Source organism: Arthrobacter zhangbolii (genome assembly GCF_022869865.1).
In the GTDB taxonomy this organism is placed as follows: domain Bacteria; phylum Actinomycetota; class Actinomycetes; order Actinomycetales; family Micrococcaceae; genus Arthrobacter_B; species Arthrobacter_B zhangbolii.
On the sequence record NZ_CP094984.1, the window covers coordinates 3,252,653 to 3,279,078 of the forward strand.

Genomic DNA, 26,426 nt, shown 5'->3' on the forward strand with positions numbered 1-26,426 from the left:
GCTAAGCGCTGCCCGAGCTAGCCTCGGCGGGCCAGACCACCTCGAAGCGCTCGAACACCAGCTCGTCGGACTCGGACCAGCTGCCGCCCCGCGCCGCAGCGGTGCGCTGCCAGAACCTGCGATGTTCACGCCGCCAGGAGTCCAGGCTGAGATCATCCTCGCCCTCATCGCGGGCAAACGCCTCATCGGCATCGTCAAAAGTGCCAAGCCGCAGCTCCGTGGTCCGCAGGATCACGTGAGGTTCCCCGGCGCCGTCGCACACAATCCAGTGCACGCCGATCCGCGGCAAAGGTTCACCCTCAGCGGCGTATCCGGCGACGTCGGAGGAGGTGGCACGCTTGCGGCCGTCAAGAACCAGAGACAGGAGTTCATCGGCCAGCGCGGGTGAATCTCCGAACGCTTCAACGGTGTATTCCCCGGCTGCCGCTGCCCGGCCGGGGTGCGCCTCGGCGTAGGCGTCCCAAAGGCGGGCGGCGGCCTCGAAATCCAGCGGGATGGGAGAAGGTGTGTCCATACCGGTAAGTCTGACATTCCGGCCGGAGGCCAAAGAAACGCCCCGGCAGATAAAGTGCGCTATTTTCAGCAGTGCGGAATGGATGCCGGTCCGCAATATCGTGGCTGCGATTACTCGCAAGTCCCCCAACTTCGCGACGACGGGCTGCGGACCGGCACCTCCACCGTACATGATCGGAACATGTTCCGAAATAGAATGGCTGTTCGCCCGGAATTGAGGATCCCCGCTTTGAATAAGCAGCTGCAGGAAACGGCATTGGATGCGTTCAAACGCCTCCGGCTGCCTGCGCGCGTCACTCTCGATTCCCTGATTGAACACCTGCAGGTTCTCCGGGGTCGCCGAATCGTGATTATCGAAAGTGCGCATCTGACGGGCAGCAAAATCTGCGGACTGTGGATTCCCCGCGAGCAGGTGGACGTTGTTTACCACGCAGCTGCCAAAGGGCTGCTCCACCGCCGGCAAATGATTCTTCATGAACTGGCACATATGATTCTCCGGCATGATGAAGCGGAAGATGCCACCTGGCAGGGCATCAGGGTTTTCCGGGAACTCTCCGGCGAAGTGGTGGCCAAAGCCCTGGCCCGGGGCGATTTCCGGTCCGATCTGGAAGCCACCGCAGAGTATCTTGCCGACCTGCTGGCCGCTGCCATTCGGGAATCCAGCCAGGAAATCTACAGCTATGAGGCCTACTTCGAATGAGCACTATTGTTGTTGCCGCCTTTATGTGGCTGCTTGTCCTGACCCTGCTGCTGCGTGCCCGTTCCCGCCCGGATAACACCATGGTCAAAGCCGCGGTGGTCATTGCCGCTTCGCTGACCACCAACATCAACGGCGTTTACCTGTGGGCATCTGACGGCCTGCCCTGGCCCAATGCCCTGGACCTGGTGTCCAACATCCTACTGATTATCGGCGTCTACTATTTGTCCCGCGCCATTGTCCGCGGCGCCGGGGCAGGGGACGGCTCGGTGGACCGGGCTCAGCGCTGGAGTGCCGTCGCTGCCACCGGAACCGTCCTCGTGATGGTGGTGGCCTTTTGCCTCATCGACGATCCGCGCGCCTCCACCACGTTCATGCTGGACTTCGGTGACCAGCCGGCCGCCGGCATTTATTCGGGGGTCCAATACCTCTACATCTTCGCCGTAATGGCACGAACCCTGTCCACCTGTATCCGCAATGTGCCACAGATGCGGCGCAGGCGCTTCCGGGTCGGATTCCGGCTGATCGGTGCCGGCTGCGGGGTGGGCCTGGTGCTATGCACATCGGTGATCGTGATGGACATTGCCCATGTTGCCGGAGCCGAGAGCCTCATGCGGGCCGTCGGCACCGTATATGACATTTCCTACGCCCTGACCGTGGTGCTGCTGGCCTCCGGGCTGGCCGTTCCGCCACTGGGCCGGGTGCTGAATGACATCAGTGTGCGCCGGGAGGTCCGCGAGCTGGAACCGCAGGTGAAGGCCATCTGGCTTTCAACCGTCGCCCTGGCCCCGGCCGTGAGCCTGCTCGGAACCACGGCCCGCTCCCTCGAATCGGACCGGGAACACACCACCCGGGACGCCACCGATGCCATCCACCGGCTGGTGATTGAAATCCATGACTGGCTCAACGTCGGCGGCAGCACCGCTCCGGAGCTCTCCGCAGAGCACCAATCCGTGCTGGAGCGCGCCGAAGCGCTGTGCCTGAAGCAGGGACGGTCCGTCCGGTGAACCGGCCCGGCACCGTGCTCCTGGTCTCCGCCGCCGTCACTGCCGCCGTCGCCGCTGCTCTGCCCCTGCTGGCCGGGCCGCTGGTCCGCGCCAGGGTGACCGACGCCGGTCCCAGCCGGCGGCTGGTCCCGGTCCGGGGCCACGGGGGGCAGGATTCCCAGACGTACCTGGAGTTTGATCCTGATGGTTTCGCCGCCCATCCCGGCCGGCTGAGCCTGCGGGCCGCGTCCGGCGGCGGGCTCACCGTCCTGGGCCCGCCGCGCTGGGACGCCACACACCGGGGACGCGCACTGCGCAGGACCGTGGAGCGGGGAGATCCCTCCCGCGTCCTGCTCGACGGCAAGGGACAGCTCAGCGGTCACCTGGGCGAGACCCCGGAGGATTTCGGTTTTACGTATGAGGACCACCGGATTGGCGGGCTACCTGCCTGGGTCATCCCGGCGGAGGGGCCCGGCGACGTCTGGGTCATCCATGTGCACGGGCTGGGAAGTTCCCGGAGCCAGTGCCTGCGCGGGGTGGCAGCGTTTTCCCGCCTCGGCTTCACCTCGCTGCTGCCCTCCTACCGGACCTCCCTGGACCTCCCCGGGCGGCAGCACCGCAGCCATCTGGGCGTCAGCGAGTGGGCCGAAATTGACGCGGCGAGGCGCTATGCCCTCTCCCGCGGCGCCCGCAAAGTCCTTTTTGTCGGCTGGTCCCTGGGCGCCTCCATTGTCCTGCGCACCCTGCAGCAGGCGCCGGACCCCAGCACTGCCGGAGCACTGCTGGTCTCACCCGCGCTGGACTGGCCGGCCATCATCAGTGCACAGCTGCAGAAGGCCGGGTGCCCGGCCTTTGCCGCCCGCCGGGTGCCCTCCACCTTCAATCTCCTTCGCCGCAAGGGTGAACCGGTGGTGCGCTGGAAGGAAATGCCGGGTTGTTTCATGCAAAACTATTCACCTGTCCCGACTATGATTTTTCATGGTTCGGGTGACCAATCAGTACCCGTCGAGCTTTCCCGGCAATTCGCCTCGAGGCAGCAGGATCCTGTCCCGCTTGTCGAGTTTGCCGGCGCTCATCACACGCTGGAGTGGAATTCCGCCCCGGCACTCTGGGACCAGACAGTGACAGCCTGGTGCCGCTCCCTCGGATTGGACGCTGGAAAAGGGTCGATCCAAGAATTTTCGGAGGCGAAGTAGAAAGCATGACCGCTGAAAGTGCTGCCCAGCGCAACCTGAAAGAATCGCAGATCCTTGCCCGGAAAATAGATCTGCTGCTGGACGTCATGGTGACCGCCGAGGGCAGGCCCTATGAGTTCCAGGACATTCAGTCAGCGTTGGCGGAACAGGGCGTCAAACTTTCCCGCACCCGCTGGCACCACATTAAGACCGGGGACACCACCGTCCGGCAGCCCAGGGAAGTAATCGCTGCGCTGGCGGAGTTTTTCGACGTCAACCCGGCGTACCTGCTTCACGCCGACGGGCCCGTCCCCGAGCGGATCCAGCATGAGCTGGAGCTCCTGGCAGCCATGCGGCGGGCCAAGGTGAAGGAATTCGCCACCCGCACCCTGGCCGAAGTGGACAACAAAACCCTGGACGCCATCGCGGCACTCCTGGACGATTCGGCGAAGTACTAAACCGTGGCAGTACGACGACGGCGGCACCCGCCCGGGTGCCGCCGTCGTCGTTTTGCTGCGGAGACTCCTTAGTGCTGGGCCTGCCGGGCGGGCAGCAGCGGGGCGAAGAAGTCTGCCAGTTCGGCGGTCGCCCCCAGCGGCAGCACATTGGCCACGTACTGGTCCGGGCGGACCACCACTACGGCGCCGTCCCGGGAAATGCCACGCTCGGTGAAGATGTCCGAGGCCGGATTCAGGCCGTAGACCTTGGACAGGTCAGTGAGCTGGAACGGACCGACCTGCGGCTTGAACACCGCGGGCACCTTGTTGATATCAATGGCCGCGTGTTCCTGCTGGTAAATGACCTTCACATCGAACCAGGCGTCGCGGTCCGAGCCGGCGGGCATGGCGGCCAGCGGTGAATCCGGTGCGGTGTCCAGCCACTCGGCAAGCTCGGTGACGGCCGAGGGTGCGCCCGCAGCGGCAGCGTCAGCGAAAACGTAGATCCGCCAGCGGCCGTCCGCCGTCGCCTGATGGCCCAGGTGTACCGGGTTGGTGTCGCAGACCCGTTGCACCATGGCGGACTTGAAGCGCTTGCCGATCGGGAAACCGGACGCCAGGTCCTGGTGGGCGGGTTCGGCGATGAGCATGGAGGGCGTGTACTGCGTCATAAAGCCGGCCGGGAACTCGGCGGTGCGGACGTAGAAGTCCTCCAGATCCGAGGGGTTCTCGAACTCCTCGGGCTTCTTCGCCATGAGGGTGGACCATTCCTTGTCGAAATCAATGAGGTTTTTGGCCACCACCTGCCGTTCGGCGGAGTAGGTGGAGAGCAGGGCCTCCGGGCTGCGGCCGTCCAGCACGTGGCCGAGCTTCCAGCCGATGTTGAAGCCGTCCTGCATGGAGACGTTCATGCCCTGCCCGGCCTTGGCGCTGTGTGTGTGGCAGGCGTCGCCGGTGATGAACACCCGCGGGGTGCGGGTGCCCAGGTCCTCGGGCAGTACGTCGTCGAACCGGTCGGTGAGCCGGTGGCCCACCTCGTAGACGCTGTGCCAGGCGACGTTGCGGACGTCCAGCGTGTAGGGGGCCAGGATGGAGTTGGCCGTGGCAATGATCTGGTCAATGGTGGTTTTGCGGACCGCACCGTTGTCATCCTCGGGGACCACACCCAAGTCCACGTACATGCGGAACAGGTGCCCGCCCTCGCGCGGGATGAGCAGGATGGATCCGCCGTTGGAGGACTGGATGGCGCACTTGGTGCGGATGTCCGGGAAATCGGTGTTGGCGAGGATGTCCATCACGCCCCAGGCGTGGTTGGCCTTGTCGCCCTCCAGGGTGCAGCCGATGGACTGGCGGACCTGGCTGCGCGCGCCGTCGGCACCCACCACGTACTTGGCCTTCACCGTACGCTCGGTGCCCTCCTTCGGACCCGCGGTGTGCAGGAGGGTGACGGTGACCGGGTACTCGGCGTCGTCGTCGACCTCCAGGCCGCGGAACTCGAAGCCGTAGTCAGGCACCATGCGGGTGGGGGCGTTGGCCATGACCCGGGCGAAGTAGTCCAGCACGCGGGCCTGGTTGACGATCAGGTGCGGGAATTCGCTGATCCCGTGCGGATCATCCAGGGCGCGGCCGGAGCGGACAATGTTTTCCGGGTGTTCCGGGTCGGGGCGCCAGAAGCACATCTCGCTGATGCGGTAGGCCTCGGCGGTGATTTCCTCGGCGAAGCCGAAGGCCTGGAAGGTTTCCACACTGCGGGCCTGGATGCCGTCCGCCTGGCCAATGGCCAGCCGGCTGTCCCGGCGCTCGACAATCCGGGTGGTGATGTTCGGGAACTGGGACAGCTGCGCCGCCGTGAGCATACCGGCCGGTCCGGTACCCACAATCAGCACGTCCACCTCCTCGGGCAGCGCGGCCGGGCGGTCGACGCCGGTGCCTGCGGCCGGCTGAATGCGCGGGTCTCCGGATACGTAGCCGTGATGGTGGAACTGCACGGGTGTCCTCACTTCGTTGTGCCAGTAGTGCCGCCGCCCGGGTGTTCGCAGTGTGAACAAAAGTTCGTTAGTCGAGCGTGCGCGGTGTCAATACTCTACGGGAGGCATGACACAGGTCACAACCGGCGGCTTTCGGAGTCCTTTCATCGCTTTCGCAGGCGCCCGGCCAACCGGCCCGGCGGGATTCTAGGGCGTGCGGAGCCGGTGGGTACCCGGCCGAACCGGCCACACTAAATTGCAGGACGTGGGGAGCCCGTGAATACCCGGCGGAACTGGCCTGGCGGGATTCCGGGGCGTGGGGAGCCGGTGGGTACCCGGCGGAACCGCCCCGGCGGGATTCCGAGCCGATCGCTACCCGGCCGGTCTTCACCTCCGCTCCACCAGCGTCAGCCGGACGGTTTGTCCCCTGCCCGGCAGGAACCGCACTCCCGCCGCCCCTCGGCGCCCTCCGCGTCCACCACCAGCAGGCCCGACGGGTTAAAGTCCCATGTCCGCCGGACAATCTGGCATGGCCGGGTGTGGAACACCCAGCCGGACTTCATGACGTACACCTGCCCCGGCCCCAGCTGCGGCGGCACGCCCCCGCCGCCCTTTGCGCCCGCCGGTCCGTTCCCGGTGCCGGGCTGTCCAATATCTCCGTAAATTCGCGCTCTGTCCCCCATGCAGCAGATCATCCCCCTCGGGTCTGACAATTTGCCGTGAACGGGCGCGCACCCCATCTTCCGGTGCGTACCTGCCCCGGCATCAGGCCGCATGCGGGCCAATCGGAGCCGGACCGGTCATCTCAGTACCGCCTGCGCATCGGCGCCGGACCGGTCACTCAGAGCCGCAGTACCGCAGTACCGCCTGCGCATCGGCGCCTCGGGGGGCCACCCGGCATCGGACCGGGTACGGCAGGATGGATGCCATGACCATTGCAAAGACCGTCCTGCTGTTCGGGCTGGCCGCGGCCGCGGAAATCGGCGGCGCCTGGCTGATCTGGCAGGCCGTCCGGGAGGACCGCGCCTGGTGGTGGGCCGGGCTTGGCGTGATGGCCCTGGGCCTCTACGGATTTGTCGCCACACTGCAGCCGGACGCGAACTTCGGCCGGATCCTGGCAGCATACGGCGGCGTGTTTGTGGCCGGTTCGCTGGTCTGGGGCATGGTCTTTGACGGTTTCCGGCCCGACCGGTGGGACATCGCAGGCTCGCTGATCTGCCTGGCCGGGGTGGCAGTGATCATGTTCGCCCCGCGCAGCCCTGGAGCCTGACCGCCCGTCCACGCCCGGGAAATCCGGACAGTTTGCGAAAAACCGACCACTTTGGGAGAAACCGACCAGCTAAAACTGGCCGAATTTCCTTAAAGTGGCAGGAATTTCCCAAACCGGCAGCGGAATCCCAAACCGGCAGCAGAATCCCCGCCCGGCAGCAGAAACCTACCCCGCCACGTACGCCGCCAGGTGCTCCCCGGTCAGGGTGGACCCGTCCGCCACCAGCTCCGCGGGGGTTCCCTCGAAGACAATCGTTCCGCCGTCGTGTCCGGCGCCGGGCCCCAGGTCGATGATCCAGTCCGCGTGTGCCATCACGGCCTGATGGTGCTCAATCACAATCACCGATTTACCCGTATCCACCAGCCGGTCCAGCAGGGCCAGCAACTGCTGGACGTCGGCCAGGTGCAGGCCCGTGGTCGGCTCGTCCAAGACAAAAACGGATTCCTTGCCGCCCATGTTCGTGGCCAGCTTCAGCCGCTGCCGTTCCCCCCCGGAGAGCGTGGTCAGCGGCTGGCCCAGGCGCAGGTAACCCAGCCCGACGTCGGCCAGCTGGGTCAGGATCCTATGCGCAGCCGGGGTGCGGGCCTCGCCCTCGCCGAAAAAGTCCCGAGCATCGGTGACGGAGAGGGCCAGCACCTCGGCAATATTCCTGCCGCCGAACCGGTATTCCAGCACGGAAGCCTGGAACCGGCGGCCCTCGCAGGTTTCGCAGACGGATTCCACTGTGGCCATCACGCCCAGCTCGGTGTAGATCACTCCTGCTCCGTTGCAGGTGGGGCAGGCTCCCTCGGAGTTGGAGCTGAACAATGCCGGTTTAACACCGTTGGCCTTCGCGAAGGCTTTGCGGATCGGTTCCAGCAGGCCGGTGTACGTGGCGGGGTTGCTGCGCCGGGAGCCGCGGATGGGGCTTTGGTCCACGGTGACCACACCCTCGCGCCCGGACACGGACCCGTTGATCAGCGAGCTCTTGCCCGAGCCGGCCACCCCGGTGAGGACCGTGAGAACACCCAGCGGGATGTCGGCGTCGACGTTGCGCAGGTTGTTGGCGTCCGCGCCCCGAACCTCAAGGAACGAGGACGGTATCCGCACCGAATCCTTCAGCCGCGCCCGGTCCCCGAGGTGCCGGCCGGTCAGGGTTCCGCTCTCCCGCAGCCCCTCCAGCGGTCCCGCATAGGTCACGGTGCCGCCCCCGCTGCCGGCGCCGGGCCCCAGATCCACCACATGGTCGGCAATCGCGATGGTCTCGGGTTTGTGCTCCACCAGCAGCACCGTGTTGCCCTTGTCCCGCAGCTGCAGCAGCAACCGGTTCATCCGGGCAATGTCATGCGGGTGCAGGCCAATGGTGGGTTCATCGAAAACATAGGTGACATCGGTCAGCGAGGACCCCAGGTGCCGGATCATCTTGGTCCGCTGTGACTCTCCGCCGGAGAGCGTTCCCGAAGGCCGGTCCAGCGACAGGTAGCCGAGCCCGATCTCCGCGAACGCGTCCAGCAGGTGCTGCAGTCCGGCCAGCAGCGGGGCCACCGACGGTTCCTTCAGGCTGCGGACCCACGCGGCCAGGTCGCTGATCTGCATGGCGCACACGTCGGCAATGTTCAGGCCCCCGATTTTCGACGAGCGCGCCTCAGGTGCCAGCCTGGTTCCGCCGCAGTCCGGACAGGTGCTGAAGGTGATGGCCCGTTCCACAAAGGCGCGGATGTGCGGCTGCATGGATTCGGGGTCCTTGGACAGCATGGACTTCTGGATTTTGGGGATCAGTCCTTCATAGGTGAGGTTAATGCCGTCCACCTTGATCTTGGTGGGTTCCTTCCAGAGCAGGTCATGCAGCTCCCGTTTGCCGAACTTCGCAATCGGCTTGTCCATATTAAAGAACCCCGAGCCTGCGAAGATCCGCCCGTACCAGCCGTCCATGCTGTAACCGGGAATGGTGATGGCGCCTTCGGCCAGGGACTTCGCGTCGTCGTACAGGGCCGTGAGGTCAAAGTCGGTGACCGCCCCGGTGCCTTCGCAGCGCGGACACATTCCGCCCAGACGGTTGTAGACAGCCTTCTCTGCGCGGGTTTTTCCCTCGCCGCGCTCCACCGTGATGGCGCCGGTGCCCCGCACGGAGGGCACGTTGAACGAGTAGGCATTGGGCGGGCCGATCTGCGGCTGCCCGAGCCGGCTGAACAGGATACGCAGCATGGCATTGGCATCCGTGGCGGTGCCCACGGTGGAGCGCGGGTTGGAGCCCATCCGTTCCTGGTCCACGATGATCGCCGTGGTCAGCCCTTCCAGCAGGTCCACTTCCGGTCTGGCCAGCGAGGGCATAAAGCCCTGCACAAACGCACTGTAGGTCTCGTTGATCAGCCGCTGGGATTCGGCGGCAATGGTGCCGAACACCAGCGAGCTCTTTCCTGACCCGGACACCCCGGTGAAGACGGTCAGCCGCCGCTTGGGAATTTCGATGCTGAGGTCCTGCAGGTTGTTCACCCGGGCGCCCTGCACCCGGATCACGTCATGGCTGTCGGCGGCGTGCACCTCCGCCGTCGTCGTGCTGTCTGTGCTTGTGGTTCCCGCGCTCATTGCCCGCTCCGTCCGTCGGTTCGATTCTGCCCCGTGCACGGTGGCCGGGCAACGCCTTACGACGACGGCGGGTGGCCGGCGCGGGCGGTCAGGCCTGCTGCCCCAGGGCGATGAGCACCCAGGGCGCCGCCCAGAGCAGGAACATGCCCAGCAAACCCCAGGCGCCCATCTTGGGACTCCCGCTGCGGGCGCCGACCACGAGCAGGATGATGCCCAGGCTCAGCCCCGCAGCCCATCCCGGACCCATCCACACGGCCGCACCCGTCCAGCCGTCGATCTCCAGCGTGAGCCGGAAGAGGGCGAACGCCGGCAACAGGGTCAGCAGGAAACAGGTGATGCCCAGCCCCAGCGCGATGCCGCCGGACCAGCCCAGCCTTCCGGGCCGCTCGGGTGCACCCGAGATTCCCGGCTGCTCCGGCTGTGCGGGCGCGGCTGTCCTGCGTGTATCCGTCCTATTTCCCGGCAGATCCTGCGGGTCATCCTTCGCCATTCCGGCCCTTCCAGTCGCGGGTGCTTTCCCGGGACTCTACCGTGTTAACTACACCCGCCCCGCCGGATCCGGCGTCGGGCGGAGCAGGATTCCGGCACCAAAGGGCATCGCCATGGCAAAGCTTGATCTGCGGGTACGGCTGCTCGGCAGGGTACTGAAGCGGTTTTCGGTGGCCGGCAAGAGCGAGGCGCGGATTCGCGCGGAACAGAAACTGTCCGTCCGGCACAACCCCGTGACGGACTTTATGCTGGGCGGCCTCGCTGCCGGAGTGGACGTTATCAATGACACCGCTGCAGGCTCCGGAGTCCGGATTCCCGTCCGGATTTACCGTCCTGCGCAGACCGCGGAAAGCCTGCCGCTGGTGGTGTTTATGCACGGCGGCGGCTGGACCTTCGGAACCCTGAACGTCTATGACGGCATCGCCAGCACCATTGCCCGGGACGCGCGCGCCGTCGTCGTTTCCCTGGCCTACCGGCTGGCCCCCGCGCATCCCTGGCCCGCCGCGGTCGAGGACTGCTACGCCGCAATGCTGGAGGTGTCCGAACGCGCCGCGGAATGGGCGGCGGACGCCCGCCGGCTGGCGGTGGTGGGCGACAGTGCCGGCGGCAATCTGGCAGCGGTCCTGACCCTGTTGGCGCGGGACCGCTCCGGACCTGCGCTCTCCTTTCAGGGTCTGGTGTACCCGGCCACCGACCTGACCATGGGCAGCGCTTCGATTGAGGAAAATGCCAACGCGCCTATGCTCACCAAGCAGGACATGCTCCGCTACCGCAGTCTTTATGCCCCGCAGGCGGAGGATTACACCAACCCGTGTGCTTCCCCGTTGCTGGCTCCGGACCACAGCAGGCTGCCGCCGGCACTGATCCAGGTGGCCGAACACGATCCCCTCCGCGACGACGGGCTGCGTTATGCCGATGCGCTGCGGGCTGCGGGCGTGCCGGTCCGGGTGACCACGTACGTGGGGATGCCGCACGGTTATCTGGGCTTCCCCCGCGTGTTCCGCAGCGCCCCGCAGGCGCTGGCCGAACTCGCTGCGGAGCTACACCGGCATCTGGCTCCGGAGAATGTGCTGCATCCGCGGCCTGAGGGCGCTTGAGGAAGGTCAGGTACGCTCCCGCCATGGGGAAAACAGTAGTAAAACCGCTTCTTTTGCCGGCTGCCGTGGCGCTGCTCTGGCTGCTTTCGGGCTGGGGGTATGAGGCGCTGCTGACGGCCGGCAACGGCAGAATACCGGTATGGCTGGCGGCCGTGGTTGCCCCCGACACCATGCCGGTCCGTATCCGCTCGCTGCTGGACGGGCCGGCTTTGGTCCTCGCGGCCTCGCTCTCGGCTCTGGCGGTATCGGCTCTGACCCTGGCACTGCTGCCGGCAGGCACCGGGGCAGGCAGGCCGGCGCGCGGCACGCTGTTCCTGGCCAGCTGGATGAGCGTGGTCCTGGCAGCCGTGGCCGGCTCAGCGGTGCTGGCTACGGCAGGCATCCTCGCGGCATGGCCGTTGGGCCGGGTGCAGTGGATCTTCGACATGCTCAGCCCCTCGCTGCTGACCGGCGCGTACTGGGGAGTGAGCTGGGGCTGGATGCCTGCGCTTCTTGCCGTCTACCTGCGTCCCCAGCCGGAGGACGGCCACCGGGACGACGACGGCGGCGGCTACGCTGCCGCAGGTGAGGCCACTTCCCCGGGGCGGCAGCGGGCATGGGCACTGGGTGCCTTCGCCCTTTTCTCTGTTGCCCTGCTGGTGACCCTGCCGCTCACCGCCCGGGATTCCTCCCAGTCGGCACCGGTCCCGGAGAGCACCCCCACTCCGGAGCCGACGGTCTATGGCGCGGAAGCGGTGGCTGCCGCGGTCTCGGAGATCGATCCGCAGTGGTGCACCGGCGATGAAGTGGCAGTGTCCATCGGCGGCTGGGATGCGGCCACCGGACACCGCGGCGCCCGGATCACCCTGGAAAACACCGGCACCCGGACGTGCACCGTACAGGGGTACCCGGATCTGGATTTTGAAAGCAGCGACGGCTGGGTCATGGGCATCACCGCCGTCCATGGCGGCTCCATGATGACCGAGGATGCCGGGGCAGATACGGTGACCCTGGCACCGGGAGCGGAAGCCACGGCGTCCATCGGCTGGCGCGGCACCGCCGGGGCGGACATGGTCCGGGTGGGGACGCTGCTGGTGGCACCCTATGCGGGAACCTTGCGGCAGGAGCTGGAAGCGGATATTGATCTGGCGGAGCCCGGGTTCCTGACAGTCACGGCCTGGACACCCGCCGGAGGAGAGGCATCAGCCGGCTAAGTCTGCGGTCACGCACTGCGTATGTCGCCCGGGCCTGCCCCCTTGCCGTGGCTGGCAGGCGGGGACGCGGTCAGGCTTTGCCGTTGGCCATCACGCCGGCCACGGAGCGCGAGGACATGATGGATCCGGCCGAAAGCCAGGACATCACCGCCAGCACGGACAACGCCGATCCGACGGCCAGCACCGAGCCAAAGGACCCGATGGATCCGACGGAGCACGCTGAGCCCAAGCTGCCGATGGACAGCACGGAGTTCTTCGATCCGATCGACAGCACGGACCCTGAAGACCACAGCGACAACACAGAACTCTCCACGGAACCTACTCCATCCTGACTCCGCTGAGCCGGGCCACTGCTTCCGGGTCGCGGTGGTCGAAAAAGAGTGAGTGCCCGGTATCCAGATCGGCGATAGCGGCCATTTCCTGCGGGCTGAGTTCGAAGTCGAACACCTGCAGGTTCTCGGCCATCCGGTCCGGCCGCACTGACTTGGGGATCACCACAATCCCCCGCTGGATCAGCCAGCGCAGCACAACCTGGGCAACGGACTTCCCGTGTCCGGAGGCCACGGCCGTCAGCGTAGGATCCGAGAAAAGGTTGTTCTTTCCTTCGGCAAACGGAGCCCAGGATTCATGCCGCACGCCGCGATCCGTCATCAATTGGTTCTCGACGGCGCGCTGGTAGAAGGGGTTCGTTTCAATCTGGTTTACCGCCGGGACCACGTCATTGTGGATGATCAGGTCCACCAGCCGGTCCGAGCCGAAGTTCGAAACCCCGATGGCGCGGGCGGCGCCGTCGTTATAGAGCTGTTCCATCACCCGCCACTCGCCGTAAACGTCGCCGAAGGGCTGGTGGATCAGATAGAGGTCTACGTATTCGGTGCCAAGGTTCTGCAGTGAGGTCTCAAAGGCCCGGCTGGTGGTGGCTTCCCCGTTGTCCTGGATCCACAGCTTGGTGGTGATGAAAAGTTCGTTGCGCGCAATGCCGCTCTTCTGCACGGCACGCCCCACCGCGTCCTCGTTCCGGTAGGCCGCCGCGGTGTCCAGTGAGCGGTAACCGGCAGCCAGGGCATTGGTGACGGCTTCTTCGGTCTGGTCCGGCGGGACCTGGTAGACGCCGAAACCCAGGATCGGCATTTCCACGCCGTTGTTCAGGGTGATGTATTCCATCGGGTTGTCCTTTCGGTGGCGGTTCCTGCGACTGCCGGCGGCCTAACGCGCGCTGTATTCCACGTCGGTGACCTGTTCTCCCCATTCGGCCTCGGGCCCCACCGGCGGCGCCTCCCACATGGCCAGATGCGTCATAAAACTGTCCGGTCCGGCGCCGTGCCAGTGCCACTCCCCCGGCGGTGTGTACACGGTGTCTCCGGGGCGCATGTGGACAACGAGTCCTCCGTAGGACTGGATCAGCCCGTACCCCTCGGTCACATGCAGGGTCTGCCCCACGGCATGTGAATGCCACGCTGTGCGGGCGCCCGGGGCGAAATGAACCCAGTTGACCCGCATCCGGGACGGGGACGGCCTCGGTGCGGCAAGTACTTCAAACCAGACGTCGCCCGTGAACATATTGGCGGGTCCCTTGGTGCTGGGCTGGCGTGGTTCCAGTTGCATGGCATCTCCCTGCCGGTGGGTGGGAACGGCTTCGCTCAGGGCGGTTTCGCGCGGCACCGGACGGGATTCAAACCGCCGGACCGGCCTGCGGCCGCAAACCTGATTTCGACATTACAAGGGCTACTGGCGATGCGGGAGGGGAAAGCCCCGCTGCGCCGTTATGCCCCGCAGGAAGAGCGGCAGCCGGGGGCGGGCGAGACCCGCCGCTCCGGCTGCCGTGTTCCCCTGCCGGTGCTCCGGCCGGAGATATCCCGGCCGGCGAAACACCGGGCTTAGCCGTGGCGGCCGCGGGGCATGAGGGTCAGCGCGATGACCACAACACCGGCCGCCAACGTGCCCAGGCCAAGGACCGCCATCCCGACAGGGAAGCCGCTTTCTTCGATGCCGGTGTAGGCCAGCGCACTGGCGCAGGGCTGAACAGTGTTACCGCTGACGGGGTCCACCAGAGCGCCGTCAGGCCCCGTGGTGGGCACCGGAAGCCCTGCCGCTTCGGCAGCTGCAATGGCGGCTGCGGCGTCCGGGCAGGTGCAGTTGGCTGCGCCTCCGCCGCCGGCAGCAGCGCCCCCGCCCTGCGAGGCGGTGCCGGTGGGACTGGTTGTCGGTGCGCCACTGGTCGGATCCGTTGTCGGTGCCCCCGTCGTGGGATCCGTTGTCGGCGTCCCCGTGGTCGGATCCGGCGTCGGCGTCCCCGTGGTCGGTGACGGCGTCGGCGTTGCGGTAGTCGGCGTGGGGACCGGCGTATCCGTGGTGGGACAGGGGGTGGGGGCGGGCGAGGTGGTGGGTGGTGCGTCCGAGCAGCCGTTGGCCAGGAACTGTGCGGCCCGGACAGGGTCCTCGCGCCATGTCGCGCTTCCGCTGTAGCCCTCAAACGGCGGCACTATGTCCCCCTGGTGGCTGTCATGGCCGTTGCCGCCAAACACGCTGGACGTACTCACGGATTGATAGTTGTAGACACCCTCCGGCTGGCCCTGCGGGTGGTGGCAAATATTGACTTTGCCGGCACCCAGGTTGGGGGACGTTTGCGTCGGCATGCTCACTGCCTGTGCCGATCCGGCAATTCCAAGGAAAGCGAGCACAAAAACTGCTAGGAAACTCAGGACACGGAGTTGGCGGATTTTTTTCATGGCGGTGATGCTCCTGCCGACGAGGGTGCGCTTCGTCAGCCGTACCCACCGAACGGCAGGCATGGCCGGATGCAGGCCCGGCGGGGAATGGACACAACGCCAACGTAAGGGAGTGGTCCGTTCCGATAATCCGCCTGCCTGGCAGTGGTGTCAGATACCGGGTGAATTGCTGCTAGCTGGACCGAGCCTACGCAGCACCTAAGTACCGGAATAGGGTGTTTCCCGATACTGGTTCAGGTAGTTCCGAATTTTTTCGCAGGTATGGGGCTGCTGTCTTCCAGCCGGATCCCGCGGGCCGGCGCTCTCCCGCCGGCCCGCGGCTGCCTTACGGCCGTTCCACCGGCTGCTGCAGCTCGGTCACCCAGTTTTGCTGGTCCGCGGTGTCTGAGCGCAGGTACACCTCCCGGCACGGACCCGAGGGCGCGAAACCGCGGGCGATAATCTCCGCGTGCACCGCCTGCCAGCTGTCACCGATCCGATCCATGGAACCCAGATGCACTCCGCAAATGGCAGCAGGGACCGCGGGCAGGTCCACCGTGAGCAGGTCCCCCGGCACCTCCGCGGAGACGGTGAAACCCACCACAATGTCCATTCCGTCCTCGCCCATGGCGTACTGGGCAACCGGGGTTCCGAGGGTTCCTCCGGCGGACGTCAGGGCAGCGCCGACGGCGTCGAACAGCGGTCCGACGACGCCGGCCACCTCCGGCTGTTCGGCGACGGCGGCGGTACGCGCCGCCAGGCGGAGGGCGGGCAGGGGCTTGGAGATGATTTCGATCTGAGACATGGCATTTTCCTTTTCGATGAGACGGAGCCTGCGCTCCACGTCGGCGAGCCTGGCGGTGGCCGTCCGCTGTTCGTTCTCCACTTCGGCACGCCGGATGCGCAGCAGCTGCGCAATCCGGCCGGCGTCAACGCCGGCGTCGAGGATGGAGGCAATGTCCTCCAGGCCGAAACCGAGCTGGCGGAGGGCAACGATCCGGTGCAGCCGTTCCAGCTGCGCGGGATCGTAGGAACGGTAACCGCTGAACCCGTCCACGTGGGCGGGAACGAGCAGCCCGGAGGTGTCCCAGTGCCGCAGCATGCGGTGGGTTACCTGCCCGATCTGCGCGAACGCTCCGATGGATAACATGCTTCAGTTCTCTTCTCTGCCACTGTGTCAGGGTCAAGTATCGCCTCCGATCGGCTTCATAACGGGGGTTTTCCCTACCCCGGCCCGGCGGCGCGCCCGGTGTCCGCAGGCCTCCGGGCACCGGCAGACTTGGATCATGACGCAATCACTGCCCGCCGCCTCCCGCCGAAACGGCGTCCCGGCCCTCTTCCGCGGGGAAACCTGGCGCGCTTTCGGCCATCACTGGATTTCCTTGGTGCTGACACCGCTCGCCTTTACCTACGCAGTGGCCACCGTGTCCCTTGGCGCCTCGCTGGCGTTCTCCTGGGCGGGACTCGTGATTCCGGCGGCCATGATTGTGGGTGCCCGCGGCTGGGGCAGCCTCAACCGCAGCCTGGCGCGACACCTGCTGGGCACCGATCTGCAGGCGCCGGTGCCGTTTACACCCCGCCGCGGTTTCGTCGGCTTCCTCCGCAGCGGGCTGACTGACGGGGCCGGCTGGCGGGCGATTGTGCATATGGAGGTCTCTTTTGTCCTCTCGCTGATCGCATTCACCTTCAGCACCACGTTCCTGGCGCTAGGGCTCGGCGGCGTCACGCACTGGTTCTGGTACCGGTTCATCCCGCTGCAGCAAAGTGCCGACGGTTCCTGGCACCGGGGCACCCAGGTCTTCCCCGAGGTTTATGCCGACACCCCCATGTGGCAGTGGATCTATGCGGGCGCCGGGCTGCTGATCCTGTTCTTCGTCTGGCCCTGGGTCAACAACGTCACCGCCCGGCTGCAGGCCCTGCTGGCCGCGGCGCTGCTGACACCGACGGCTTCAAGCCTGCGGGTGCGGACGCTGGAACAGTCCCGCAGCGCCTCCGTGGACGACGCCGATGCGCGGCTTCGGCGGATTGAACGCGACCTCCACGACGGCACTCAGGCGCAACTGGTGGCCATCGCCATGAAGGTGGGCGATGTCCGCGAGCGCCTCGCTTCCGCAGACGCCGATCCGGAGGTCCTGGCCCTGCTGGACAGCGCCAACGGCACCGCGAAGGAAGCCCTGACCGACCTGCGCGGCCTGGCCCGCGGCATCCGTCCCGCCGCCTTGGAGGATGGCCTGGACACCGCGCTGGAAACCCTGGCCGCCGGTGCCGCCCTGCCCGTTACGGTGGCCTATGCCCTGGCCCGCCGGCCGGACCCGGCCATCGAAGCAATTGCCTATTTCTGCGCGGCGGAGCTGGTGACCAATGCCGTCCGCCACGCCCGTGCCACCCGGATCGACATCAGCGTCACTGCGCACAACGACGGCGAGGGGCTGCTGCTGATCGTCACCGATGACGGACGCGGCGGCGCCGCCGTCGGCCGCCGCACCGCCGACGGCAACCGCACCGGCTTGGCCGGGCTGCAGGAGCGGGCCGGATCTGTGGACGGCTGGCTGGAGATCGATTCCCCGGCGGGCGGGCCCACACGGATCACGGTGGAGCTTCCGCTATCCTCGAAGGCATGACTCCGGCGCACCCCGACCTCCCCTGCCCTGCCGCGGCTGCCGCATGAGGATAGCGCTGGCCGAGGACTCCACCCTGCTGCGCGTTGGCCTGACCGAGCTGCTCACCGGCCGCGGACACCAGGTGGGCACCGCCGTCGACAATGCCGCGGACCTGATCGCCGCCCTGAACGGCGCGGACGGCGGCGAGTTGCCCGACGTCGTGGTGCTGGATAACCGGATGCCGCCCACCTTCACCAACGAGGGCATCCGGGCAGCACTGACGCTGCGTCGCACCCATCCGGGCGTGGGTGTGCTGGTGCTGTCGCAGTATGTGGAGACACGGTATGCCGCGGAGCTGCTGGCGGGTACTCCTGCCGGCGTCGGGTATCTGCTCAAGGACCGGGTGGCCGACGTCGGTGATTTCCTTGATGCCCTGACGCGGCTGGCGCGCGGTGAGACGGTGCTGGATCCCGAGGTGGTACAGCAGCTGATGGGCGCTTCCCGGCACCGTTCGGACCTGGACCGGCTGACGCCGCGCGAGACGGAGGTGCTGGAGCTGATGGCGCAGGGCCGCACCAATGCCGCCGTCGGCAGCACCCTGTTCCTCTCCGCCGGTGCGGTGGAAAAGAACATCACCTCCATCTTCGCCAAGCTGGGCCTGCAGCAGAGTCCGGCGGACCACCGGCGCGTGCTCGCGGTGTTGGCGTACCTGCAGTCGGCCTAGCCTGCGTAAACCCACATCGCATCGGCGGTCATTGCTGCCCCTCCCTGGCATCCTGCGGCTAGGCTGGCGGCGTAATGGTAATCCCGGTCATGCCGGGTGAAGGACGGTGTGATTATGACTCTCGACAGCAATCCGGGACGGGCAGCCGAGCTGTGCATCGAAGCGCAGGAGCGGTTGATGCGTTCCGTGTCCGGCCTGGCCGACAACGACGTCCGTGCGCCAAGCCTGCTGCCCGGCTGGACGGTCGGGCATGTCCTCACCCATCTGGCCCGCAATGCCGATGGGATCGGGCGGCGCCTTTCCGGGGCGTTGGAGGGTCTCGATCTCCCCAAGTACCCCGGCGGCACGGCGCAGCGCGAGGATGAGATCGAAGCCGGGTCCGGCAGGTCAGCACCGGAGATCATCAGCGATCTCGCAGCCAGCCAAAAAGCGCTCGAGGCCGTTTTGACCCGATATGGTGAGGCCGGTTTCCCGAACGGCCACTTCCTCGGCGGGGAGCATTACGGGGTGGTGGAATGCCCGGCGCACCGGCTGCGCGAGGTGGAAATGCACCACGCGGATCTGGGTCTCGGCTACGGACCGGAGGACTGGCCGGAGGAGTATGTGGCATGGGACCTTCCGGTGCTGCTGGCCACCGTTCCGGAACGGCTCACTACGGCGGCGGACCGGCAGACGTTCATGGCCTGGCTCGCCGGCCGCGGACCGCTGGATGCCGCGCCGACCCTGGCCCCCTGGTGAGTTCCTACAGGCTTTGGCGCAACGCCGCGAACGGCTCCCAGAAGTAGTCGAAATTATCCTGTGGCCCGCTCATAAAGCGCTGGGTGAACACCACGCCGATATCCCCGTTGGGATAGACCGCTGCGCTCGTCCCCGATCCGCCCGCCCAGCCCCACATGCCGGGTTCGGACCAGTGCGCCCCCAGCCCGGTCTGCACTGCGGTCATAAAGCCCCAGGACTCATCCGGACCGGACATTTCGATCATGCCTTCGCGCTGCGGCGAGGTCAGCTGGTCATCAGTCATCTGTTCCCGGAGATCCGCGGGCAGCACGACGTCGTCGGCCAACCCGGCCAGAAAGCGCAGGTAGTCCGGCACCGTGGACACCATGCCGCCGGCCAGGGATTCGAACTTCGGCGGCACCGCCATGGCGTCCCGGTAGAGTGCCGCTTCCTGCAGCCTGCCGTTCACTTCCTGGTAGACAGCGGGGAAGGTTTCCGCCCCGGTGGGAAACCCCGTGCCGCTCAGGCCAAACGGTTCGCTGATCCGCTCCTGCAGCAGCTCGCCCACCGATGCATCGGCTGCCTTGGCCAGCACCACCGAGAGCAGATCCGCGCACGCGTGGTACATCCAGCGCTCACCCGGCTGATGGGCCAGCGGCAGGGCAGTAATCCGGGCCAGATACTCCTCCGGCGTAAAGTCCGGCGGGTTCGGCCCCCACAGCAGGTCCCTGGTGGCGGCAGCGTACGGAGTCGGAGCAAAGTCGACACCGAGCCCGGCGGTGAAGGTCAGCAGGTGCCGAACGGTGATCGGGCCGCGGGCTGGAACCGAGACGGTCAGCGGTGCATCCGGAGTCGCGAGCACCCGGAGGTGGCCCAGCGCCGGCAGCATACGGGACACGTCCTCTTCCAGCCCCAGCGTTTCGTCCGCCACCAGGCTCAACGCCAGGGCGCCGCCGTAGAGCTTGCTGAGCGAGGAGATGCGGAACGGGGTGTCTTCGGCCATGGGCACCGCCTGCCCAAAATCCAGCGATCCGGTGGCAAACACTTCGGTTTGCCCGTTCACCCGGATACCGGCAACCAGCCCGGGGCACCATCCTGACTCAACGGTCTCGGACAGCTTCTCCCACAGCGGTGCGCCGATGCCTGGCATGGGTCCACTGTCCGCCGGTGCCGCCGGAGAGTCAACGGGCACTGGCGCTGCGGCGGGTTCAGGTATGTATGCTGTCCGCCATGACGGCGCCCCTGGTCTATGTCCTGTTCCCGGCAACTGCCCGCGAAGCCCTCACGTTTTACGCCCGGATCTTCGGCGGTGAACTGTCCCTGCACACCAACGCGGAGTTCGGCAGCGGAGGAGCGCCGGACGCCATTGCGCACGGGATGCTGGACGGCGTCGTTTCACTGGCCGGGGCGGATGCGGATCTGCCTGGGACCAGTGTCCGGATGGAGGGCATGATGCTCTCGCTCCTCGGCACCGCTGAGCCGGCGCGTCTGCACGAGTGGTTTGACCTCCTCGCCGCCAACGGGCGGATCGTGGATCCGCTCGGACCCAAGCCGTGGGGGGCATCGGACGGGCAGGTCATCGACCAATACGGACTGCACTGGCTGATCGGATACGAACCCGAACCGGAGGAGACAAAATGAGCGGCCGCATTGTCCTGCTCGGCGCCACCGGATATACCGGCGGGCTGGTCCTGGGGGCACTGTTCCGGCGTGGTCTGCGGCCCGTCCTGGCCGGACGCAATACTGATGCGCTGGCCGGACTGGCTGAGGAACACGGCGGGCTGGAGTTCGCTGCGGCAGACGCGACCGACCCGGCCAGCGTCCGCCGCCTGTTGGATCCGGGTGACGTGCTGATTACCACCGCGGGACCGTTCGAACGCGTCGGCCTGCCGGTGGCCGAAGCAGCCGTGCGGGCCGGCGCCCGGTACATCGACACCACCGGTGAGGTGGGGTTTGTCCGCACACTGCAGGAGCGGTTCCACCGGCAGGCGCAGGACACCGGTGCCGTGCTGCTGCCGGCCTTCGGTTATGACTATGTGCCGGGCATCCTGGCCGGCGCCATGGCGGCGCAGCAGGCCGGAGATGCCGGGCGAAAGCTCGACGTCGGCTATTTCACTGCCGGCGCGCTAAACCCGGGGCTCAGCCAGGGCACCCGGGCCACCATGCGCGACGGATTGTTCCTGCCCGCCGTGCGTTTTGCCAACGGCCGCCTGGTCGAAGAGCGTGCAGCGGCTGAGGTCCACGATTTCCCGGTGAGCGGGGCGCGCCGTAGCCGTAAGGCGGGATTCCTTGTACCGGGAACGGAGGTTCTTTTCCTGCCAAAGGCCTTCCCGCAGCTGGACGCCGTGTCGGTGTACAACGGCTGGTTTGCCGACCTCAGCCGGGCAATAAGCCTGATGTCCGCCGCCTCCCACACGATGGCCCGCTCCGCCCGGGGCCGCCGCCTGCTGGAGAGACTTACCGCGCCGATGCTCGGAAAACCGGGCGGGCCGGACAGCAGCCAGCGGGCAAAAACACGCACCCAGGTGGTAGCCACGGTGACGGGCACAGACGGAAACCTGCTGGCCGCCGTGCAGCTCACCGGCCCGAACGTCTACACCCTGACCGGTGAGCTGATCGCATGGGGAGCCGAGCAGCTGCGCGACCGTCAGGATCTCACCCCCGGTGTGGCCGGCCCCCTGGATGCCTTCGGCCTCGACGGACTCACCAGGGGATGCGCCGCGTTGGGCCTGGTCCCGGTAGAGTCCCGCCGCGGCTAGGCGGGCTTTTCGCCGTTCCGTATTGCCGAATAAATGAGCACGTCCCGGCGCTGCCCGGAGATTTCCATGTAGCTGCGCAGCAGCCCCTCCCGCTCAAAACCGGCATGTTCTGCACTGCGGAAGGACGCGGTGTTCCATGGTTCGATATACAGCTCCACGCGGTGCACCTCCGGGATGCTCCAGGTAAATGCCAGCAGCGCGGTGAGTGCCTGGGCGGCGACACCTGCACCCCGCTCACCCGGCACCACTGCATAGCCGGCCTGGGTGCGGCCCTGCTGCAGTTCCCAGCCCCACAGGCCCATCTGGCCGATGGCCCGGTCCGTGGCGGCGTCGGCAATGGCGAAGGAGTACCCGGTTCCCCGGACATGCATATACCGCTGGCGTTCGAGCCAGTCCAGTGCCTGTTCATGGGTTGCCCGTGCCGGCAGGCTGCCCACAGTGGGGATGTAGGTGTCCTGGGCAAGGTCCACGGCCATGCCGGCGTCCTCGTCCCGGAACGGACGGAGCCGGATGCTGCCACTGGAGGGTTCAACCGCGGGCCACGGCGGAATTCCGGTGCTGGTTTCCATAGGCACAGCCTGCCACGGCCGTGCCTGCGTGTCCCGGAGGCGGAGGCACCTACTTGCGGCCGAACAGCTTTCCGAGCCAGCTGCTGCCGCCGGAAGGCTGGGCACCTACAGCCGTCTTGCCTGCATTTGCGCTGCAGGTGCAGCGCTCACCCTTGGGCACATTACGCATCACCTGGTCCACGTGGTTGCCGCATCCTGCCCAGGTGGTCTTTCCGCACTTCCTGCATGTAGCTGCCCTGCACATTGTTCGAACTCCGTTTCGGATCGATGGAAAAGTCTTGGTTCGACCATCCTGACAGATACCCCCTAGGGTATGCAAAGCCACGTCCGGCAAGTTGCAGCTATACCCCCTTGGGTATTAGCGTGGGAGCGGATCGGATACCCCCGGGGGTGTCCAACGGCAACCAAAGGAGACAACATGCTGCTCGAACGCATCTATGACGAGGACCTGGCCCAGGCGAGCTATTTCATCGGCTGCCAGCGCAAGGGCGAAGCTGTCGTCGTTGACGCCCGCCGGGACATCGACACCTATTTGGAACTTGCTGCCGCCAACGGCATGCGCATCGTGGCAGTGACGGAAACCCATATCCACGCCGATTACCTCTCCGGCACGCGGGAACTGGCTGCCGCCACCGGCGCCGAAATGTACGTTTCCGGCGAAGGCGGAGAGGACTGGCAGTACCGCTTCGCGGCGGAGCGCCTCCATGACGGCGACGCCATCAGCATTGGCAACATCATGCTGAAGGCAGTGCACACCCCCGGCCACACCCCGGAACACCTGTCCTTCCTGGTCACCGACGGCGCCTTCAGCAAGGACCCCGGCTACCTGCTCTCGGGCGACTTCGTGTTCTCCGGCGACCTGGGCCGTCCGGACCTGCTGGATGAGGCCGCCGGCGGCGTCGACACCCGTTTCGAGGGTGCTCGGCAGATTTTCCGCAGCCTGCAGGAGAAGTTCGTGACCCTGCCGGACCATGTCCAGGTCTACCCCGGCCACGGCTCCGGCAGCGCCTGCGGCAAGGCCCTGGGCGCGCTCCCGTCCACCACAGTGGGCTACGAACGGCTGTATGCCTGGTGGGGTCCGTACGTTGAAGCCGGCGACGAGCAGGGTTTTGTGGACGAGCTGCTCAACGGACAGCCCGACGCCCACGCCTACTTCGGCCGGATGAAGCGTGAAAACCGCCAGGGTCCGGACGTTATGGGCGAGCGCCCTGACCTGGAAGAGCTCGCGTCCGACGACGTCGCCGGCCGGCTCGCACAGGACAGCATCACCTTCGTAGACACCCGGCCGCACACTGCAGTGCATGAGCGAACCGTCACCGGTTCAGTGAATATCCCCGCAGGCAAAAAAACCGCCAGCTTCGGCGCCTGGGCAGTGGATCCGGAAACGGATGACCGCCCGCTGGTGCTGCTGGCCGAGGACGGCGCCGCCGCGCGGGAAATGTGGGACCACCTGGTCCGCGTGGGCATTGACCGCGTGGCCGGCTACACCACCAGCCTGGACGGACTGCCGACCACCACGCCGAAGCGGATCAGCCCGGAGGAACTGGAGAACTTCGACACCGCCCTGGTGCTGGACGTCCGCAACAAGACCGAACACGCGGACGGACATATTCCCGGATCAGACCAGCTCAGTGCCGGCCGGGTGCTGTGGAACCTGGATCAGCTGCCAGCAGACGGCGCCATCGTGACTTACTGCCAGAGCGGGGTGCGCAACTCCGTGGCCGCGAGCGCCCTGCGCCGCGCCGGCTTCGACGTCGTTGAGCTTGAAGGCAGCTACGCAGGCTGGTCGCAGTGGAAGGCCGCGCAGCCGGCCTAACCCGGAGCACAAGAAAGGGGGTGCTCCACATTGCGAAGCACCCCCTTCCCCGCGCCCGTCAGGCCAGGGAGAGGAAGAGTTTTTCCAGATCCTTCTTGTCCATGGAGCCATCCTCACTGGTCAGGCACTGTTCCAGCCCGGCAGCAATAATCGCGAATCCGGCCTTATCCAGGGCCTTCGAGACGGCGGCGAGCTGCGTGACGATGTCCTTGCAGTCCCGGCCTTCCTCGAGCATCCGGGTGACGGCGGCCAGCTGGCCCTGCGCGCGCTTGAGCCGGTTGACGACGGGGGCAAGTTCAGTGTTATCGAGCTGCATGGACACTCCTCGGTAGATTTCTTGCTCCAGTATACCCCCGGGGGTTTACCGGACAGCAGTGGCGGGCACCCCAAACCGCATCAATCCAAAGCACCACAACAGCAACACAACCATAAGAAATGAGACCATATGGCCTCCGCACTTCCCGCCGTATCCGAACTCGACGCCGAAGCATTGCTGGAAATGACCGGCAACTCTGAAGATCTGGTCATCATCGATGTCCGCTCCGCTGCCGAATTTGAATCCCTGCACATCCGCGGTTCCTACAACGTGCCCCTTCCCCTGCTCTCCGAGCACACCGGCACACTGGCCGAGCGCCTCGGTGGCAGCGTAGTGCTCGTCTGCCAATCCGGAGTCCGTGCCGAACAGGCACGCGGGCACCTGGCAGGCGCCGGCGTCGAGCGCGCAATGGTCCTCAATGGCGGTGTACCCGCCTTTGCCGCCGCCGGCGGCGAGGTTGTCCGCGGCGCCCAGCGCTGGTCGCTGGAACGCCAGGTCCGCATGGCGGCAGGCACGCTCGTTGTTGCCGGGCTTGCCGGGGGCCGGTTCGTTTCCCCCAAGGTCCGCTTCCTTGCCGGAGGGATCGGTGCCGGGCTGGCCTTCTCGGCCGCAACCAATACCTGTGCCATGGGCCAGGTCCTGGCCAAGATGCCTTGGAACAAGACTGCCGCCGAGCCCACCGCACAGTCCGCCATCGGGCAGCTGCCCGCTTCCCGCTAGCCCCGCCGCAGCGGACACCGCTTTGTGCGGACGGCCGCTGCCCGCCGCCGCTTCAACCCTAGGACCCACCATGACCCTCGCCCTCGCGGCAACCCTGTTGCTATCCGTATTGATCGGCCTTTCGCTCGGCCTGCTCGGCGGCGGCGGTTCCATCCTGACCGTCCCCATCCTGACCTACGTTGCCGGCCTCAGCCCGCGTGAAGCGATCGCCTCCTCCCTGTTCGTAGTAGGCGTAACCTCGGCAGTCAGTGCCATCGGGCACGCCCGCAAGGGCCGGGTGAAATGGCGTACCGGTCTGATCTTCGGCGCGGCCGGCATGGTGGGCGCCTTTGGCGGCGGACTGCTGGGTGGCCGGATCCCCGGCACCATCCTGATGATCGCCTTTGCCCTGATGATGGTGGCCACCTCTGCAGCCATGATTCGCGGACGCAAAACCGTGAAGGCGGCAGGTGACGGTGAACTCCGCGTCGGCAAGGTGATCTTCGAGGGCCTGGTCGTCGGCCTGGTCACCGGCCTCGTGGGTGCCGGCGGCGGCTTCCTGGTGGTGCCCGCCCTCGCACTGCTGGGCGGACTGTCCATGCCGGTGGCCGTGGGCACCTCGCTGGTGGTCATTGCCATGAAGTCCTTCGCAGGCCTTGGCGGATACCTGACCACGGTGTCCCTAAATTGGCCCCTGATCGCAGCTGTCACCGTCGCCGCCATCCTGGGTTCGCTCATCGGCGCCCGGCTGGCCGGACGCATCCCGGAAGCTGCACTGCGGCGCGGGTTCGGCATCTTTGTCCTGGTCATGGGCATCTTCGTCCTGGCCCAGGAGCTGCTGGGCCTCCGCTGAGCCGGAGCAGCAGCAAAAGGACCGGCCGGGGCGCTTGCCACGGCCGGTCCTTTTGTGCTCAGCGGTTGGATCGAGTCCGCAAGATTTACTGGTTTCGGCAGCTAGTCTGAAAATTTTGCAGATTGGATGCGCTGTTGCCTTCCGTGGAACAGATTTTCCCACGCTCTGGTGCAAGTGGTGCAGATGTTTCCCCATCCGAAACTCCAGCCACACTCCGTGGGATCTTGGGCGCGTCGAACGATCTTCAGCCCCGGAAATGGATCGGTTCGGGATGCT

The 26,426-nt window shown here is 66.6% G+C and carries 28 protein-coding genes; 15 read left to right on the forward strand and 13 right to left on the reverse strand.

The features are described from left to right. Position 1: 1 nt before the first annotated feature. Positions 2 to 514, reverse strand: a complete 513-nt coding sequence (locus MUK71_RS15190) for an ASCH domain-containing protein (RefSeq protein WP_227928337.1) — start codon at positions 512 to 514, stop codon at positions 2 to 4. A gap of 228 nt (positions 515 to 742) precedes the next feature. On the opposite strand from MUK71_RS15190, the gene MUK71_RS15195 reads away from it, so the two are divergent. Genes MUK71_RS15195 through MUK71_RS15210 form a run of 4 tightly spaced genes read left to right on the forward strand, consistent with a single transcriptional unit; the run spans position 743 to position 3,829 of the window. Continuing rightward, on the forward strand, positions 743 to 1,213 hold the full coding sequence (locus tag MUK71_RS15195; RefSeq protein ID WP_227928335.1) for a hypothetical protein: 471 nt from the start codon (positions 743 to 745) through the stop codon (positions 1,211 to 1,213). Beyond that, positions 1,210 to 2,217, forward strand: a complete 1,008-nt coding sequence (locus MUK71_RS15200; protein ID WP_227928332.1) for a hypothetical protein — start codon at positions 1,210 to 1,212, stop codon at positions 2,215 to 2,217. Before MUK71_RS15195 ends, MUK71_RS15200 begins: the two co-directional genes overlap by 4 nt. Further along, entirely contained in the window at positions 2,187 to 3,392 is a 1,206-nt protein-coding gene (locus MUK71_RS15205; RefSeq protein WP_227928331.1) for an alpha/beta hydrolase family protein, read from the forward strand. The genes MUK71_RS15200 and MUK71_RS15205 overlap by 31 nt, the downstream gene beginning before the upstream one ends. Before the next feature lie 5 nt (positions 3,393 to 3,397). Beyond that, on the forward strand, positions 3,398 to 3,829 hold the full coding sequence (locus MUK71_RS15210; protein WP_227928329.1) for a helix-turn-helix domain-containing protein: 432 nt from the start codon (positions 3,398 to 3,400) through the stop codon (positions 3,827 to 3,829). Between the two features lie 68 nt (positions 3,830 to 3,897). Here MUK71_RS15210 and MUK71_RS15215 read toward each other — a convergent pair whose 3' ends face one another. Further along, complete coding sequence (locus tag MUK71_RS15215; RefSeq protein WP_227928327.1) at positions 3,898 to 5,796, reverse strand: FAD-binding monooxygenase; 1,899 nt, start codon at positions 5,794 to 5,796, stop codon at positions 3,898 to 3,900. Between the two features lie 907 nt (positions 5,797 to 6,703). On the opposite strand from MUK71_RS15215, the gene MUK71_RS15220 reads away from it, so the two are divergent. Beyond that, positions 6,704 to 7,045 carry a YnfA family protein gene (locus tag MUK71_RS15220; RefSeq protein WP_227902928.1) on the forward strand — a complete coding sequence of 114 codons (342 nt, stop codon included), beginning with the start codon at positions 6,704 to 6,706 and terminating at the stop codon, positions 7,043 to 7,045. Between the two features lie 165 nt (positions 7,046 to 7,210). Here MUK71_RS15220 and MUK71_RS15225 read toward each other — a convergent pair whose 3' ends face one another. Next, a complete protein-coding gene (locus MUK71_RS15225) occupies positions 7,211 to 9,610 on the reverse strand; it encodes an ATP-binding cassette domain-containing protein (RefSeq protein ID WP_227928325.1) in 2,400 nt (799 codons plus the stop codon). An 88-nt stretch (positions 9,611 to 9,698) separates the two neighbouring features. Then, a complete protein-coding gene (locus MUK71_RS15230; protein ID WP_227928324.1) occupies positions 9,699 to 10,100 on the reverse strand; it encodes a hypothetical protein in 402 nt (133 codons plus the stop codon). A 112-nt stretch (positions 10,101 to 10,212) separates the two neighbouring features. Between MUK71_RS15230 and MUK71_RS15235 the strand changes: the two genes are divergently transcribed. Next, on the forward strand, positions 10,213 to 11,196 hold the full coding sequence (locus MUK71_RS15235; protein WP_227928323.1) for an alpha/beta hydrolase: 984 nt from the start codon (positions 10,213 to 10,215) through the stop codon (positions 11,194 to 11,196). A gap of 23 nt (positions 11,197 to 11,219) precedes the next feature. Further along, entirely contained in the window at positions 11,220 to 12,389 is a 1,170-nt protein-coding gene (locus MUK71_RS15240; RefSeq protein WP_227928321.1) for a DUF4232 domain-containing protein, read from the forward strand. 70 nt (positions 12,390 to 12,459) lie between these two features. Here the strand turns inward: MUK71_RS15240 and MUK71_RS15245 are convergent, their stop codons facing one another. From MUK71_RS15245 to MUK71_RS15265, 5 genes are all read right to left on the reverse strand, one after another. Further along, positions 12,460 to 12,702, reverse strand: a complete 243-nt coding sequence (locus tag MUK71_RS15245; RefSeq protein ID WP_227902933.1) for a hypothetical protein — start codon at positions 12,700 to 12,702, stop codon at positions 12,460 to 12,462. Positions 12,703 to 12,707: 5 nt separating this feature from the next. Next, positions 12,708 to 13,553 (reverse strand): aldo/keto reductase, encoded by an 846-nt coding sequence (locus MUK71_RS15250; protein WP_227928320.1) that lies wholly within the window; start codon positions 13,551 to 13,553, stop codon positions 12,708 to 12,710. Positions 13,554 to 13,595: 42 nt separating this feature from the next. Then, positions 13,596 to 13,994, reverse strand: a complete 399-nt coding sequence (locus MUK71_RS15255; protein ID WP_227902935.1) for a (R)-mandelonitrile lyase — start codon at positions 13,992 to 13,994, stop codon at positions 13,596 to 13,598. 272 nt (positions 13,995 to 14,266) lie between these two features. Further along, complete coding sequence (locus MUK71_RS15260; protein WP_244802795.1) at positions 14,267 to 14,929, reverse strand: hypothetical protein; 663 nt, start codon at positions 14,927 to 14,929, stop codon at positions 14,267 to 14,269. Between the two features lie 514 nt (positions 14,930 to 15,443). Next, on the reverse strand, positions 15,444 to 16,247 hold the full coding sequence (locus tag MUK71_RS15265; RefSeq protein ID WP_227928316.1) for a MerR family transcriptional regulator: 804 nt from the start codon (positions 16,245 to 16,247) through the stop codon (positions 15,444 to 15,446). A 136-nt stretch (positions 16,248 to 16,383) separates the two neighbouring features. Between MUK71_RS15265 and MUK71_RS15270 the strand changes: the two genes are divergently transcribed. The 3 genes from MUK71_RS15270 (at position 16,384) to MUK71_RS15280 (ending at position 19,159) form a co-directional block, all read left to right on the forward strand. Further along, a complete protein-coding gene (locus tag MUK71_RS15270; protein WP_227928314.1) occupies positions 16,384 to 17,718 on the forward strand; it encodes a sensor histidine kinase in 1,335 nt (444 codons plus the stop codon). A 43-nt stretch (positions 17,719 to 17,761) separates the two neighbouring features. Continuing rightward, positions 17,762 to 18,421: a response regulator transcription factor gene (locus tag MUK71_RS15275; RefSeq protein ID WP_227928312.1), complete on the forward strand. Its 660-nt coding sequence runs from the start codon at positions 17,762 to 17,764 to the stop codon at positions 18,419 to 18,421. A 114-nt stretch (positions 18,422 to 18,535) separates the two neighbouring features. Further along, positions 18,536 to 19,159 (forward strand): maleylpyruvate isomerase family mycothiol-dependent enzyme, encoded by a 624-nt coding sequence (locus MUK71_RS15280; protein ID WP_227928310.1) that lies wholly within the window; start codon positions 18,536 to 18,538, stop codon positions 19,157 to 19,159. 4 nt (positions 19,160 to 19,163) lie between these two features. On the opposite strand, the gene MUK71_RS15285 is transcribed toward MUK71_RS15280, so the two are convergent. Beyond that, positions 19,164 to 20,288, reverse strand: coding sequence for a serine hydrolase domain-containing protein (locus tag MUK71_RS15285; RefSeq protein WP_227928309.1), 1,125 nt, complete (start codon positions 20,286 to 20,288; stop codon positions 19,164 to 19,166). A gap of 80 nt (positions 20,289 to 20,368) precedes the next feature. On the opposite strand from MUK71_RS15285, the gene MUK71_RS15290 reads away from it, so the two are divergent. Together MUK71_RS15290 and MUK71_RS15295 are read left to right on the forward strand one after the other, a co-directional pair. Then, positions 20,369 to 20,779, forward strand: coding sequence for a VOC family protein (locus tag MUK71_RS15290; RefSeq protein ID WP_227928308.1), 411 nt, complete (start codon positions 20,369 to 20,371; stop codon positions 20,777 to 20,779). After that, the gene (locus MUK71_RS15295) at positions 20,776 to 21,897 is read left to right on the forward strand and encodes a saccharopine dehydrogenase family protein (protein WP_227928307.1); all 1,122 of its coding nucleotides are present in this window, start codon (positions 20,776 to 20,778) and stop codon (positions 21,895 to 21,897) included. Before MUK71_RS15290 ends, MUK71_RS15295 begins: the two co-directional genes overlap by 4 nt. On the opposite strand, the gene MUK71_RS15300 is transcribed toward MUK71_RS15295, so the two are convergent. Then, the gene (locus MUK71_RS15300; protein WP_227928305.1) at positions 21,894 to 22,466 is read right to left on the reverse strand and encodes a GNAT family N-acetyltransferase; all 573 of its coding nucleotides are present in this window, start codon (positions 22,464 to 22,466) and stop codon (positions 21,894 to 21,896) included. The two genes, MUK71_RS15295 and MUK71_RS15300, sit on opposite strands and share 4 nt — an antisense overlap. A gap of 49 nt (positions 22,467 to 22,515) precedes the next feature. Then, positions 22,516 to 22,710 carry a DUF8730 family Cys-rich protein gene (locus tag MUK71_RS16355; protein ID WP_227902942.1) on the reverse strand — a complete coding sequence of 65 codons (195 nt, stop codon included), beginning with the start codon at positions 22,708 to 22,710 and terminating at the stop codon, positions 22,516 to 22,518. Between the two features lie 174 nt (positions 22,711 to 22,884). Between MUK71_RS16355 and MUK71_RS15310 the strand changes: the two genes are divergently transcribed. Continuing rightward, positions 22,885 to 24,282, forward strand: a complete 1,398-nt coding sequence (locus MUK71_RS15310; RefSeq protein WP_227928303.1) for an MBL fold metallo-hydrolase — start codon at positions 22,885 to 22,887, stop codon at positions 24,280 to 24,282. A 58-nt stretch (positions 24,283 to 24,340) separates the two neighbouring features. Here MUK71_RS15310 and MUK71_RS15315 read toward each other — a convergent pair whose 3' ends face one another. Continuing rightward, positions 24,341 to 24,598, reverse strand: coding sequence for a metal-sensitive transcriptional regulator (locus MUK71_RS15315; RefSeq protein WP_227902944.1), 258 nt, complete (start codon positions 24,596 to 24,598; stop codon positions 24,341 to 24,343). Positions 24,599 to 24,727: 129 nt separating this feature from the next. On the opposite strand from MUK71_RS15315, the gene MUK71_RS15320 reads away from it, so the two are divergent. Beyond that, positions 24,728 to 25,318 (forward strand): rhodanese-like domain-containing protein, encoded by a 591-nt coding sequence (locus tag MUK71_RS15320; protein WP_227928301.1) that lies wholly within the window; start codon positions 24,728 to 24,730, stop codon positions 25,316 to 25,318. A gap of 70 nt (positions 25,319 to 25,388) precedes the next feature. Continuing rightward, positions 25,389 to 26,150 (forward strand): sulfite exporter TauE/SafE family protein, encoded by a 762-nt coding sequence (locus MUK71_RS15325; RefSeq protein WP_227928299.1) that lies wholly within the window; start codon positions 25,389 to 25,391, stop codon positions 26,148 to 26,150. The last annotated feature ends 276 nt before the right edge of the window (positions 26,151 to 26,426 follow it).